The organism is Bacillus sp. FSL M8-0025, assembly GCF_037975475.1.
Classification (GTDB): domain Bacteria; phylum Bacillota; class Bacilli; order Bacillales; family Bacillaceae; genus Bacillus; species Bacillus subtilis.
In genome coordinates, this window is sequence record NZ_CP150258.1 from 1,064,720 (window position 1) to 1,078,039 (window position 13,320).

At 45.2% G+C, this 13,320-nt stretch carries 13 protein-coding genes; 5 read left to right on the forward strand and 8 right to left on the reverse strand.

Annotated features, from left to right (window positions below):
* Positions 1–37: 37 nt before the first annotated feature.
* Entirely contained in the window at positions 38–1,183 is a 1,146-nt protein-coding gene (gene aprE, locus MKX38_RS05520; protein WP_015715621.1) for a subtilisin AprE, read from the reverse strand.
* Between the two features lie 434 nt (positions 1,184–1,617).
* On the opposite strand from aprE, the gene MKX38_RS05525 reads away from it, so the two are divergent.
* The 3 genes from MKX38_RS05525 to MKX38_RS05535 all read left to right on the forward strand — a co-directional run bounded on the left by MKX38_RS05525 (position 1,618) and on the right by MKX38_RS05535 (position 4,319).
* Positions 1,618–2,067, forward strand: coding sequence for a GNAT family N-acetyltransferase (locus MKX38_RS05525; RefSeq protein WP_019712916.1), 450 nt, complete (start codon positions 1,618–1,620; stop codon positions 2,065–2,067).
* Positions 2,068–2,138: 71 nt separating this feature from the next.
* Positions 2,139–3,131 (forward strand): acryloyl-CoA reductase, encoded by a 993-nt coding sequence (locus MKX38_RS05530; protein WP_019712915.1) that lies wholly within the window; start codon positions 2,139–2,141, stop codon positions 3,129–3,131.
* A 216-nt stretch (positions 3,132–3,347) separates the two neighbouring features.
* Positions 3,348–4,319 carry an ABC transporter substrate-binding protein gene (locus tag MKX38_RS05535; protein ID WP_003233159.1) on the forward strand — a complete coding sequence of 324 codons (972 nt, stop codon included), beginning with the start codon at positions 3,348–3,350 and terminating at the stop codon, positions 4,317–4,319.
* 31 nt (positions 4,320–4,350) lie between these two features.
* On the opposite strand, the gene phoE is transcribed toward MKX38_RS05535, so the two are convergent.
* From phoE to MKX38_RS05565, 6 genes are all read right to left on the reverse strand, one after another.
* Positions 4,351–4,932: a phosphatase PhoE gene (gene phoE, locus MKX38_RS05540; RefSeq protein ID WP_339188891.1), complete on the reverse strand. Its 582-nt coding sequence runs from the start codon at positions 4,930–4,932 to the stop codon at positions 4,351–4,353.
* Positions 4,933–5,002: 70 nt separating this feature from the next.
* On the reverse strand, positions 5,003–6,097 hold the full coding sequence (locus tag MKX38_RS05545) for an acetyl-CoA C-acyltransferase (protein WP_339188893.1): 1,095 nt from the start codon (positions 6,095–6,097) through the stop codon (positions 5,003–5,005).
* Positions 6,094–7,533: an acyl-CoA synthetase gene (locus tag MKX38_RS05550; RefSeq protein ID WP_339188894.1), complete on the reverse strand. Its 1,440-nt coding sequence runs from the start codon at positions 7,531–7,533 to the stop codon at positions 6,094–6,096. The genes MKX38_RS05545 and MKX38_RS05550 overlap by 4 nt, the downstream gene beginning before the upstream one ends.
* Before the next feature lie 6 nt (positions 7,534–7,539).
* A complete protein-coding gene (locus MKX38_RS05555) occupies positions 7,540–8,100 on the reverse strand; it encodes a biotin transporter BioY (RefSeq protein WP_339188896.1) in 561 nt (186 codons plus the stop codon).
* A gap of 134 nt (positions 8,101–8,234) precedes the next feature.
* A complete protein-coding gene (hemAT, locus tag MKX38_RS05560; protein WP_003245216.1) occupies positions 8,235–9,533 on the reverse strand; it encodes a heme-based aerotactic transducer HemAT in 1,299 nt (432 codons plus the stop codon).
* Positions 9,534–9,671: 138 nt separating this feature from the next.
* Positions 9,672–11,201, reverse strand: coding sequence for an FAD-dependent oxidoreductase (locus tag MKX38_RS05565; RefSeq protein ID WP_339188899.1), 1,530 nt, complete (start codon positions 11,199–11,201; stop codon positions 9,672–9,674).
* 111 nt (positions 11,202–11,312) lie between these two features.
* On the opposite strand from MKX38_RS05565, the gene MKX38_RS05570 reads away from it, so the two are divergent.
* Complete coding sequence (locus tag MKX38_RS05570; RefSeq protein ID WP_003245662.1) at positions 11,313–12,170, forward strand: SDR family oxidoreductase; 858 nt, start codon at positions 11,313–11,315, stop codon at positions 12,168–12,170.
* A 27-nt stretch (positions 12,171–12,197) separates the two neighbouring features.
* Here MKX38_RS05570 and MKX38_RS05575 read toward each other — a convergent pair whose 3' ends face one another.
* Positions 12,198–12,431, reverse strand: a complete 234-nt coding sequence (locus tag MKX38_RS05575; protein ID WP_003233142.1) for an IDEAL domain-containing protein — start codon at positions 12,429–12,431, stop codon at positions 12,198–12,200.
* 292 nt (positions 12,432–12,723) lie between these two features.
* On the opposite strand from MKX38_RS05575, the gene comK reads away from it, so the two are divergent.
* Positions 12,724–13,302 (forward strand): competence transcription factor ComK, encoded by a 579-nt coding sequence (gene comK / locus MKX38_RS05580; RefSeq protein WP_029317573.1) that lies wholly within the window; start codon positions 12,724–12,726, stop codon positions 13,300–13,302.
* Positions 13,303–13,320: the final 18 nt, after the last annotated feature.

The following is a 13,320-nucleotide window of genomic DNA, read 5'->3' on the forward strand; positions in this document are numbered from 1 at the left end:
AAGAAGCAGGTATGGAGGAACCTGCTTCTTTTTACTATTATTGTGCAGCTGCTTGTACGTTGATTAACCCTTTTCCATAGTAGAAAGAGTTTCCAAGATATGTTGCAGTGCTTTCTAAACGATCACGGACTTGCGCGTTTGTCCAAGTCGGGTGCTTAGAAAGAATTAGCGCTGCTGCTCCGGCAACGTGAGGAGTCGCCATGGACGTGCCGTTGTAAGCACCGTAAGTGCCTCCAGGAAGTGTGCTTTGGATGGATACGCCAGGAGCCATCACATCAAGCTCAGAACCTGCGCTTGAGAATGAAGCTCTTTGGTTGCTGCTGTTTACCGCACCTACCGCAATAGTAGAAGGATATTTTGCAGGGTAGCCGACTGTGCTTGAGCTTCCGGACGAACCTTCGTTTCCGGCAGCGGCAGCAACGACGATACCGCTGGAAACGGCTTTATCAACGACTGTTTTCAGCGCTGTAGAACCAGAAGGTCCGCCAAGGCTCATGTTAATAACATCCATATTGTTGGAAATGGCCCATTCAATGCCGTTAATAATCCAGCTATATTGGCCGCTTCCTGTTGAATCAAGCACTTTTACTGCATATAATGATGCGCTTGGCGCTACGCCCAGAACACCGATTGAGTTATTAAGAGCGGCAATCGTACCGGCTACATGCGTACCGTGAGAACTGCCGTCCTGGTATGGGTTTGTTTCAGAAGGTACGAAGCTTGCTCCGCCTCTGACGTTTAAGTCAGGATGAGAAGAGTCAATTCCGCTGTCGATAACAGCTACTTTTACGTTAGAGCCTGTGTAGCCTTGAGAGTGAAGAGCCGGCGCTTTAATTTGAGAAATGCCATAAGGAACAGATTGCGCATATTCATGTGCAATATGATCTTCTTCCACATATGCAACGCTCGGATCTTTTTTCAATTCTTTTACAGCTTTTTCATCCAATGTTGCTGCGGCCGCGTTAACATACTTAAATTGCTTTTGAACCTTTCCGCCTTTTTCAGAAATAACATCCTTTTTCTTGGCGGAACTCATGGCACTCATTGTCTGTTTAAATCCGACAATGTATTTCTTTTCTGTACTGCTTTTTCCGGCAGCCTGCGCAGACATGTTGCTGAACGCCATCGTAAAGATTAACGTTAACGCAAACAACAAGCTGATCCACAATTTTTTGCTTCTCACTCTTTACCCTCTCCTTTTAAAAAAATTCAGAGTAGACTTACTTAAAAGACTATTCTGTGAATTTATTGTAATAGATGGAATAATATTTTAGTAGACCCATTTTTTTGAGATGATTTTATCTCTATTTAGGTATATCATCTCTCGCTATTTCCGTAGAGACTCGAAATAACTATTTTCATACAGAAAAGAACGAAAATAGACATGAGTAAATGTTCATTATGCTGAAATGTCATGCTTTTTTAGGTTAAATGCTCCTGAGTCCCGGCAAATTCCTGTCGAAAAAATTCGTTCAAATGACCTGCGTGTGCTTCCGTGAGAACAATGGATATTATCGTGATATTTTTTCAAAGCATGATGATAAAAGTATTCTGAAAAATAAACTTTACAGAAAAGGGATAGAATGAAAAAATTATTGAGAGGGAGGAAGAAATAAGATGAACATTCGCCAAGCAAAGACATCAGATGCGGCCGCCATTGCGCCGCTGTTTAACCAATATCGGGAATTTTATAGACAGGCATCCGATTTGCAAGGGGCAGAGGCTTTTTTGAAAGCTCGTTTGGAAAATCACGAGTCTGTTATTTTGATAGCAGAAGAAAATGGAGAATTCATAGGCTTTACCCAGCTCTATCCAACGTTTTCTTCTGTGTCAATGAAAAGGATCTACATATTAAATGACTTATTTGTCGTTCCTCATGCGCGTACAAAGGGAGCCGGCGGCCGGCTTCTTTCTGCCGCAAAGGATTATGCAGAGGAAAACGGGGCAAAATGTTTAACACTTCAGACTGAGCACCACAACCGGAAGGCAAGAAGCTTGTATGAGCAAAACGGCTATGAAGAGGATACCGGATTTGTCCATTATCGTCTCAATGTGCCGGCGAAGTGAAAATGGCGGCTTGATGATTTGGTTTTTTGAACGTTCTTCGGTTACGATATAAATGAAAAGGAGTGTGCCGAATGTCAACGTTATTTCAAGCATTGCAGGCAGAAAAAAATGCCTATGATGTTTCAGTCCATGTGAAAACCATATCAACAGAGGATTTGCCGAAGGATGGTGTCCTGATTAAAGTTGCTTATTCCGGCATCAATTACAAAGATGGTCTGGCCGGAAAAGCAGGAGGCAATATCGTCAGAGAGTATCCGCTTATTTTAGGCATTGATGCTGCGGGTACGGTCGTCTCTTCCAATGATCCGCGTTTTGCGGAGGGGGATGAGGTGATCGCGACAAGCTATGAGCTCGGTGTCTCCCGTGATGGCGGATTAAGTGAATACGCTTCGGTGCCTGGTGACTGGCTGGTGCCTTTGCCACAGAATCTTTCGTTAAAAGAAGCGATGGTGTACGGAACGGCGGGATTTACTGCGGCGTTATCAGTGCATCGGCTTGAACAGAACGGTCTGTCTCCGGAAAAAGGCAGCGTGCTAGTCACAGGAGCAACTGGCGGTGTCGGCGGAATTGCGGTATCGATGCTGAACAAGCGGGGCTATGATGTGGTGGCAAGTACCGGAAACCGGGAGGCGGCTGATTATTTGAAACAGCTTGGTGCAAGCGAAGTAATCAGCAGGGAAGATGTCTATGACGGAACGCTTAAGGCGCTGTCCAAGCAGCAATGGCAGGGAGCGGTTGATCCAGTCGGCGGAAAACAGCTTGCCTCGCTTTTAAGCAAAATTCAATACGGCGGATCTGTCGCAGTGAGCGGCTTAACCGGCGGAGGAGAAGTTCCGGCAACCGTGTATCCTTTTATTCTTCGCGGAGTAAGCCTGCTCGGAATCGATTCAGTATATTGTCCGATGGACGTCAGAGCCGCTGTTTGGGAGCGCATGTCTTCTGATCTCAAGCCTGATCAGCTGCTGACCATCGTGGACAGGGAAGTATCATTGGAAGAAACGCCGGGTGCGTTAAAAGATATTTTGCAAAATCGCATTCAAGGAAGAGTGATTGTGAAGCTTTAACAGGATCAGCTTGCAGAGAATGTTATTTTTCTGCAAGCTTTTTTGTGGACAGGATGATCAGCTGCTGAACTGCTGTGTCGCGAAACAAGATTTTCCTGTAAGCCGAACTTTCTCTTCTCATTTTAAAAATAATTGGTGATAATGATTCTCATTCCGTGTTATACTACTCTTGGACATCTTAACCATAGAAACTACCAACAGGAGAGACTGGAACATATGAAAAAAACACTGATTATTCTTACAGTTTTACTTCTTTCTGTCTTAACGGCTGCTTGCTCGTCTTCAAGCGGCAATCAAAACAGTAAAGAACATAAAGTGGCGGTAACACATGATTTAGGGAAGACAAATGTGCCTGAGCATCCGAAGCGGGTTGTTGTTCTTGAGCTAGGTTTTATTGATACACTGCTTGATCTCGGCATTACGCCTGTCGGGGTTGCCGATGACAACAAAGCGAAGCAGCTGATCAACAAGGATGTGCTGAAGAAAATTGACGGCTACACATCTGTCGGCACTCGCTCACAGCCAAGCATGGAAAAAATCGCTTCATTAAAACCCGATTTAATTATTGCTGACACGACCCGGCATAAGAAGGTGTACGATCAGCTGAAAAAAATAGCGCCGACGATTGCGCTTAATAATTTAAATGCTGATTATCAGGATACAATTGACGCTTCGCTTACGATTGCAAAAGCAGTCGGCAAGGAGAAGGAAATGGAGAAAAAGCTGACGGCGCATGAAGAAAAGCTTAGCGAGACAAAGCAGAAAATCAGCGCGAACAGCCAGTCCGTGCTTTTGATCGGAAATACAAATGATACGATTATGGCCAGGGATGAAAACTTCTTTACATCGAGACTATTAACACAGGTCGGCTATCGATATGCAATCAGTACGTCAGGCAATAGCGATTCAAGCAATGGCGGCGACTCTGTGAATATGAAAATGACACTGGAGCAGCTGCTGAAAACAGATCCGGATGTGATCATCCTGATGACAGGAAAAACAGATGACCTCGACGCCGACGGTAAACGCCCGATCGAAAAGAATGTCCTTTGGAAAAAACTGAAGGCAGTGAAAAACGGGCATGTATACCACGTGGATCGTGCGGTGTGGTCTCTGCGCCGCAGTGTAGACGGGGCGAATGCCATTTTGGACGAGCTTCAAAAAGAGATGCCGGCTGCTAAGAAATAAAAGAAAAGACAGGCAAACGCCTGTCTTTTTCTTATTTGATAAAGCCGGATAAGTGGCTGTTGATATTATAGTCTTTTATCAGCCATTTTTCTTCTGCAAATTCAATGTTGCTGAGGCAGGCGTTGACGAGACGGGTGCTTTGAAGCTCCGGGTCACCGCCGGATATTTCTGTCAGCAGGGCGTGAATTGCCGCACCGTGCGCCACGATCAGCACCTTCTTGTTTGGATACGCCTGGTTCACTTTTGCCAAACCGCCCATCAGCCTGTCAGTGAGTTCTTCTAAGGTTTCCATATTCGGATAGATGTTATCTGGATAGCGCTTTGTCCGTTCCTCCAGCGGCATGCCCTCCGCGTCGCCGTAATCGCGTTCCTTAAAATCATCCATCTCGACTATCGGAAGATGCAGATATTCATTAATAATTTCCGCGGTTCTTTTCGCTCTTTTCAGCGGGCTCGTCACAATAATATCCCAAGAAAAGCCCTTTACATATTCTCCGGTTTCTCTTGCTTGGCGTTCACCTGTTGCGTTTAGCGGAATATCGGTTTTGCCTTGGCATTTTTGCTGCAGGTTCCAATCGGTTTCTCCATGTCTTACTAAACAAACGGCTGTCATAAAATCCCCTTCCTGACTTTATTCATATCACTATTATACTAAATCGAAAGCGTGCATCCTATGAAAAAGCCTATGCAAGAACTTCAAATAATAATGCCAGTCCAATTCCGCCGCCGCTTCCGATGGCTGCAACAGCATATTGACAGTCTGTCCGTCTTTTCGCTTCATAAAACAATCTGGTTACCAGAGCTGCACCTGATGCACCGTATGGATGGCCAAGAGCTAATGCGCCGCCGCGCACATTGATTTTTGAAAAGGGAATGCCGAGTTCTTGCGAGCAGACACAAATTTTGACGGCAAAGGCTTCATTGATTTCAAATAAACCGATATCCTCAGGTGTTACATCGTGTGTATGTAAGAGGTTACGGATCGCATCAACCGGTGCCGCGGGCGGATAGTTGGGGTGAATCCCACTGACTGCACTGCCGATAAACCGGAGCACAGGCTTAAGTCCCAGGGCTGCCGCTTTTTCTTCTTCCATTACCAAAAGAGCCGCTGCTCCGTCTGCTATGCCGCTGCTGTTGGCTGCTGTGACTGTTCCGGAGCTGGTGTCGAAAACCGGCTTTGCACGGGGAATAATCGCTTCTATTGGCCGCGTTTTCAAAAATGCTTCGTCCGTCTCCAATTCCCCGAGAGGAACAATTTCTTCACGGTAAAATCCTCCATCATGCGCGTTCCTGCTGCGTTGATGGCTGAGAAGGGCGTACTCATCCTGCATGCTTCTGCTGATGGAATAGCGTGCAGCCGTATATTCTGCCGCAATGCCCATGTCTGGATCGCCGATGGCATCTGGAGAAAAGCGGGCCCGTTCTGAAAAAGGGGATTGGCTGCTGCTTTCTGAGCCGCCCGCGATATACATCGTGCCGGCTCCCGCTTGAATAAGGCTGCAGGCATAGCGCACAGCTTCAAGGCCGGAGCCGCACTGTCTGTCAATTGTCATTCCGGGAACCGATAAAGGCAGTCCGGCTTGAAGGGCTGACAGTCTGGCGAGGTTGCCGCCTCTGCCGGTAGCGTTTCCGAGAATGACCTCGTCAACTTGATCCTCTAGCTTTCGGCTGAGACAGCGGATGATGGGAGCTGACAAATCCTCCGGCAGGAAGGGCTTCAGCAGTCCGTTTTGATTTCCAAAGATCGTTCGTTTTGCATCAACAATAACCGCATTCATTTATACTGTATACTCTCTTCCAGCCATTTTTTCACTCTGGAACGGGCAATTTTTCCGCTGCTCGTTTCCGGCAAGCTGTCTGCAAACACCCATTTTTTCGGAATTTTATAGGAGGCTAATTTCTGTTTACACCAGGCTTTCAGTGTTCTGGCATTAGCGTTTCCAAGAATGACAGCTACAGCGATTTCTCCCCAATACTCGTCGGGAATGCCAACGACAGCCGCGCTTTCAACCTCTGGGCAGGCGAGAAGCACACGTTCAATTTCTTCTGGGAAAATATTTAATCCTCCGTACACGATCATCCCGTTTTCTCTTCCTGATATGTATAGAAAGCCCTCTTCATCAACATAGCCCATATCATCCACTGTCATCCATTCATCTGGTGTGCTGCCGTTCACATAGCCGGAAAACCGCATCGGGCTGTTGACAAATATTTTTCCGACTTCGCCTGGCTGACAGCGTTCTCCTTCAGCGTTGCGGATTTCGATCCGGACATTATGAAAAGGGCGGCCCGCTGAATGCGGTTTCCGTTTGCTGTCTTCCGGTGAAGAAAACGTCACAAAACTAAGCTCTGATGTGCCGTAAAAATCGTACAGCTTGAGATGAGGCCATGCAGCGGCAAGCTTCTCCTTGGATTCTGCCGGCCAGTCTGCGCCGGATGAAATGATTTTGACGGGACTGTCGGGAAAACCCTCAATCCTTGTGAGGGCGTCTGTCATCGTCGGTACGGTATAGAGAACACTGATGGATTCACGGCACAGCCATTCCTTCGCTTTGGCAGGAGAAAACTTTTTCAGCAAACAAACGGTTCCTCCGAGAAACAAAGTGCTGACTGCCCCGTATAAGAAGTGAGAGGACATTAACGTCCCGGGAATCAATACCGTGTCATTTGATGAAATTGAAAAATCTGTTTCTGTACAGGTAAAGCTCTCTATCCATGAGCGGTGAGATCGCGTAAAGGCCTTCGGTTTTCCTGTCGAGCCCGACGTAAATCCCATATAAAAAGGGTGCTCCGGATCAATGGTAGGCAAGGGATCAGCGGCTGCCTCAGAAATATCTGCCATACAGTTATCCAGCAAAACAACAGGTGTCTGGCTATCTGTCAGTTTGTTTTTAAAAAAGGCTAAAGTAACCACAAGATCCGCATTGCTTATGGACAGCCGCTCCTTACATTCTGCCGCGCTCCAGCGTGTGTCGATGGGAATTGCCGTACATCCAGCCGCTGCGGCTCCGGCAAACAGCTGTAAAAACGCCAGACTATTTGGGAGCAGGATCGCCACACGATTCGGCATGCTCGGCTGTGACCGCAGCCAATTTGCGGTTTGAAAGACAAGCCGATCCCAATCTTGGTACGTGATTTGCTCCGATTCAGTCTGGATCGCTACACGGCCGGGCGATGTTTCGGCGGTAGATGAATAGGTATGGGTAATTGTCATGTAGTGTCATCCTCCTTTTGTAAACATCGTATCAGAAAGAGACAAGGCTTGAGTGATTTTTATCGCCAGAAATGCAGATACAGCCGCTTTTATCAAATCACCAGGCACATATGCAAGGCTCATGAAGGCGGCCTGTGACAAATCAATATGCATGATAAAAGCTTGTACCGGTATACCAAGCAGATAAATAAAGATGATGCCGAATACGATATGAGTGAAAAAGAGACGCGATACTGTCACCTTCCGCAGCCTGTTAGCGGCTAAACTGATCAGCCATGAAGCGAGGGGATAAGCCATCAAAAAGCCTGCGCTCGGTCCGAAAAACACACCAAAACCGCCTCGTCCGCCGGGCAACAGCGGCGCTCCGAAGGCGACGAGCAGCAAAAAGACAAGCTGGCTTAAGAAAGCAGACTTTGGCCTGAGGATGCTGCCTGCCAACATGACACCAAGCGTTTGCAATGTAATCGGAACGGGTGTAAAGGATAAGAAGAGAGGGGGCATAAAGCCGAGCACTGCCATCAGCGCGGTGAAAATCGCAATATGCATCATGTCGATTAATTTCAGCATGTGAAATCCTCCAAAAAGTAATCAAATATGGTTATACAATAAATGCAGGCAATTATTATGTCAACTGATTTTTAATTTAAGTTTACATAATGAACGCAAAAAAACCGGCCGTATGGCAGACCGGTTTTTGATGGTTATTCTTCTGTCAGGATGACAAGCGAATCAACGGAAGCGGCCACATGGGAAACGGCGCGGCTGACTTCCTGAAGCCCTCCAAGAAAGGCTTGCAGATCGACGTCGATTTTGCCTGATTGCTCTTTGCTGATTTTCATGCTGTGGACGATTTCATCGAATAAGCGGTTAATTTGCGTCATTTTTTCTTTACTTTCGCTGACTAGCTCATTCACGTCTTTGATATGCTTGGATACAATGTTGATTTGTGTATTCGTATTGTTCACAAGCTCAGAAACAGTAGAGACGGTTTTTTTCGTATCCTCAGAAAGCTTCCGCACTTCATTTGCCACGACAGCAAAGCCTTTGCCGTGTTCTCCGGCGCGGGCGGATTCAATAGATGCATTGAGCGAGAGAAGGTTTGTTTGTTCAGCTATGCCTGTGACGATGCCGAAGATTTTTTCAATTTGCTGCGCGATTTCATCCAGCTTGACCATTTCTTTTTCGATTTGGACAAGGCTTGTGTCAATTTTGTTCATCTGTTTTTGCTGGACTTCTAGCTCTTTTTTTCCGCCGATCGACTTTTCTTCAACAGTGCTGGATGTTACAGTGCCGGCTTTGGATGCTTGAGAAATGCCTTCAGATTTGTCCACAAGCTCTTGAACTGATCTGCTTGTTTCTGAAAACAGATTGGCAATCGATCCAGAGGTTTCTTGAATTTTCTGATGAAGAAGGTTTTTCTTTTCTTCTTGTTCATCACGGGTTTGGTTGTACTCGCTTTGAAATGCTTCAAGGACAAGCTGCTGTTCTAAGTTCAAGATTTTTGTTGTTGCTTTAATGGCTTTTAGCAGTTCTTGCTGATTTGTAATGGATGCTTCATAAATGTCAATCATTGACAAAAGAAGCTCTTGAAACGCACCCATATACCATTTTGGCAAAAGGCCGATTCTTAAATGGATGGAGGCGATTCGGTTACGCTTTTCAATAAATTCATCATCGATAACGCCTGCAAACATTTCCTGAATATGCCGTTTTAACGTTTGTTTTAAGCGGTCAACTGAGCTGTGATCATTAATGATATCCATCAATGAGCTTTCATGGTCAAGGTTTTTATAAAACGCATCAACGATATTTACGATATTTTCTTGAATGAGTGGCTGAAGCTGCTCTAACACGTAAAGCTCAGCATCTCCCAACCTGACCATTTTGAGCTGTTTTTTGACATCTGCATGTTTGTTTGTGAGCTGAATGCGGTTTTTTTGCTGTCCGTTTGAATCTGAAAAGTAAGCTGTTTCTTGTTTTCTGTCTTTTTTAAATAACAATACAATGATCCCCCTTGGGAAAAATATAATTTTTACTTTTTGGCTTTTTAAGCCTTTTTCTTTTTTATCGGCCAAGAGAAACATGAATGAAGCTGCAGATGAAAAATATTTGAAAAACCGTTCATTAAAATGAACGGTTTAATCGAGATCTATTTGTTTTAATGGTTTAATGGCCGGACCCTCTACAACTTCGCCAGATGGCTTAAAGCGTGATCCGTGGCACGGACAATCCCACGTATGCTCACTGTCGTTCCACTCGACCTCGCAGCCTAAATGGGTACAAGTCGTATCAACGAGATGGAGGCAGCCTGTCTCATCCCGAAATGCTCCCGCTCGCCTGCCGTTTATGGTGACGGCTTTCCCTTCTCCTGGCGAAATGTCTTCAAATTGGACATCAGGCTTTTCAAGCTTTCCTTTAATCAAATGCTTGGCGACATCGGCATTGTAGGAAATCACTTTCTGCAACCCGGGATTCAGATGGAAACGGGACGGAGTGAAAATGCTTTCGTATGGATTGTCTTTTTTCTCCACAAGGTCTGACAATAGAGTGGCTGCGACTGCTGAGGACGTCATGCCCCATTTTTTGAACCCGGTCGCTACTAGAATATTGTCCTCATTTTCCGACATCGGTCCGATAAACGGGATTTTGTCGATCGTCACTAGATCTTGTGTGGACCAATAATATGGAATGCTTTCGATGCCGATGGTGCTTTCGGCCAGTTGTCTCAGTGTTTCATAATGTGTAGACATGGCTTTTCCCTGGCCTGTTTTATGGCTTACTCCGCTGAAGAGAATCAGCTTTTCACCGTTTACAACCGTATAGCGGAGCGCCACTGACGGCTGATCGATACTCAAATACATGCCCTCGGGATACTCGATCTTCGGCTTGATGGCAAGGACATAAGATCTGTCGGAGTACATTCTCGCAGCATATAATCCGCCTCCGTCATAAAAAGGGAAGTGGGAACAGCATATGATAAAGCGGCTCTTAATGGCGTGCCGGCTTTTTGTTACCACTTCGGGCCTTTCGCCTTTTTTGATATCAAGCGCAACGGTCTCTTCATAAATTCGGCCGCCTTTTTGAACAATTTGCTCCAGAAGCGCTTTTAAGTATTGAAGCGGATGAAATTGAGCTTGATTCTTCATGACAAGCGCCAGCTTAGAACCTAAGGGAATTGGAAGATCCTTGATAAGGTCTCTTTCAATTCCGAGCTTTGTGTATGCCTCATGCTCGGTGCGGATTTTTTGAACAGCGTTTTCATTTGCCGTATAAAGATATGCGTCTTGCTCGATCCATTCACAATCAATTTGATGTTCATCCACAATGCCTTTTATGTAATCAATTGCGTTTTGGTTTGCTTCATAATAAAGCCTCGCATGGTTTAATCCGAAATGGCGGATAAATTCGTCGTATATTATGTCATGCTGTGCGGTAACTTTAGCAGTTGTATGCGCAGTGGTTCCGTTAAGAACCTGATTTGCTTCAATCAAAACGACACGGAAGCCTCTCTTCGTAAGTTCATATGCCGTTGTGATTCCCGTAATCCCGCCTCCGATAATGGTGACGTCACATTCAGTGTCCTCTTGAAGCGCAGGAAAAGAAGGCAAGTCAGTTGATGTTTTCCAGTATGTTTCAGGTGCTTCCTTTGCAAAATGTTGATTAGCCAAGCCGTTATACCTCCAATCAGATTTATTCTTAATTTTTCCATATTCTATCTTTTCATACATAGGAAGCAGGCATTGTTCATAACATAATAAGGTTGAAAAGGAGTGATTTCATTGGCGAATCAAAAAAAGAAAACATTACCGCCTCAGCACCAGAACCAGCAGCCTGGTTTTGAATATCTGATGGACCCGCGTCCGGTTTTTGATAAGCCGAAGAAAGCGAAAAAATTAGAGGGCAAAACCGCTATTATTACTGGAGGAGACAGCGGAATTGGACGCGCTGTCTCGGTGTTATTCGCAAAAGAAGGGGCTAATGTGGTCATTGTGTATTTGAATGAACATCAGGACGCCGAGGAAACAAAGCAGTATGTAGAAAAGGAAGGGGTAAAATGCCTGCTGATTGCAGGAGATGTCGGGGATGAAGCGTTTTGCAATGATGTGGTCGGGCAGGCAAGCCAAGTGTTTCCATCCATTGATATATTGGTTAACAATGCAGCTGAGCAGCATGTCCAGCCCAGCATTGAAAAAATCACCAGCCACCAGCTGATCAGAACCTTCCAAACAAACATTTTTTCCATGTTTTACTTAACAAAGGCAGTGCTGCCTCATTTAAAAAAAGGGAGCTCTATTATTAATACCGCTTCAATTACCGCCTATAAAGGCAATAAAACGCTGATCGATTATTCAGCGACAAAAGGCGCGATCGTTACGTTTACAAGGTCCCTTTCCCAGTCGCTTGTTCAGCAGGGCATACGGGTCAATGCAGTGGCACCGGGTCCCATTTGGACACCGCTTATCCCGGCCAGCTTTGCCGCAAAAGACGTGGAAGTGTTTGGTTCAGACGTGCCGATGGAACGCCCGGGACAGCCGGTCGAAGTGGCGCCAAGCTATCTATACCTTGCCAGCGACGATTCCACATACGTCACAGGACAGACGATTCACGTCAATGGCGGAACCATTGTGAACGGATAATAAAAAGCCAATCCTTGAAGGATTGGCTTATTCGCTCTGCTTGAGCGCTGCATATTCTTTAGAGAGCGTAAGAAACGCATCTTTATCTTTTTCGTCCAAGGCTTTGTTAATTTGGTCCGTCAGCATGGCAAGCCGACGGTTATACAAGGATTCATCGAGCACCATTTGAATGTAGATATCCGTCATTGTGACATCGAATTCTTTTGTTTTTTGCGTGTTGCGGGACTTCATGAGCTCAGTGTACGATTTTTTCTCTTTCATAAAGAATCCCCCCAATGCCTTTTTTATAGTATATGGATAACGGTCGAAAAAATCAATAAATTTTTATAATTTTTAGACAACTAATACTTGGCAATCTATCGACATATCCTGCAAAATTCCGTAAACCGGCAAGTCTTATGAAAGTAAAATCGGTTTATTACTAGTCATTTAGTACCATTAAATATCATTAAAAGATGATTTTATCTTAAATGTTAAAAAAACCTGTCGTTTTACAAAAACAGATGATAGATTATTAGTATAAATTTTGCAGAAAAAGGATGGAGGCCATAATATGAGTCAGAAAACAGACGCACCTTTAGAATCGTATGAAGTGAACGGCGCAACAATTGCCGTGCTGCCAGAAGAAATAGACGGCAAAATCTGTTCCAGAATTATTGAAAAAGATTGCGTGTTTTATGTCAACATGAAGCCGCTGCAAATTGTCGACAGAAGCTGCCGATTTTTTGGATCAAGCTATGCGGGAAGAAAAGCAGGAACTTATGAAGTGACAAAAATTTCACACAAGCCGCCAATCATGGTGGACCCTTCGAACCAAATCTTTTTATTCCCTACACTTTCTTCGACAAGACCCCAATGCGGCTGGATTTCCCATGTGCATGTAAAAGAATTCAAAGCGACTGAATTCGACGATACGGAAGTGACGTTTTCGAATGGGAAAACGATGGAGCTGCCGATCTCTTATAATTCGTTCGAGAACCAGGTATACCGAACAGCGTGGCTCAGAACCAAATTCCAAGACAGAATCGACCACCGCGTGCCGAAAAGGCAGGAATTTATGCTGTACCCGAAGGAAGAGCGGACGAAGATGATTTATGATTTTATTTTGCGTGAGCTCGGGGAGCGGTATTAGAAAATAGAAAGGAGCTGA

Bases quoted from the DNA above. Each gene is read 5' to 3' on its own strand.
- MKX38_RS05525 (WP_019712916.1), top strand. From the start codon at position 1,618: ATGAACATTCGCCAAGCAAAGACATCAGATGCGGCCGCCATTGCGCCG.
- MKX38_RS05530 (WP_019712915.1), top strand. From the start codon at position 2,139: ATGTCAACGTTATTTCAAGCATTGCAGGCAGAAAAAAATGCCTATGAT.
- MKX38_RS05535 (WP_003233159.1), top strand. From the start codon at position 3,348: ATGAAAAAAACACTGATTATTCTTACAGTTTTACTTCTTTCTGTCTTA.
- phoE (WP_339188891.1), bottom strand. From the start codon at position 4,932: ATGACAGCCGTTTGTTTAGTAAGACATGGAGAAACCGATTGGAACCTG.
- MKX38_RS05545 (WP_339188893.1), bottom strand. From the start codon at position 6,097: ATGAATGCGGTTATTGTTGATGCAAAACGAACGATCTTTGGAAATCAA.
- MKX38_RS05550 (WP_339188894.1), bottom strand. From the start codon at position 7,533: ATGACAATTACCCATACCTATTCATCTACCGCCGAAACATCGCCCGGC.
- MKX38_RS05555 (WP_339188896.1), bottom strand. From the start codon at position 8,100: ATGCTGAAATTAATCGACATGATGCATATTGCGATTTTCACCGCGCTG.
- MKX38_RS05575 (WP_003233142.1), bottom strand. From the start codon at position 12,431: ATGAAAGAGAAAAAATCGTACACTGAGCTCATGAAGTCCCGCAACACG.
- comK (WP_029317573.1), top strand. From the start codon at position 12,724: ATGAGTCAGAAAACAGACGCACCTTTAGAATCGTATGAAGTGAACGGC.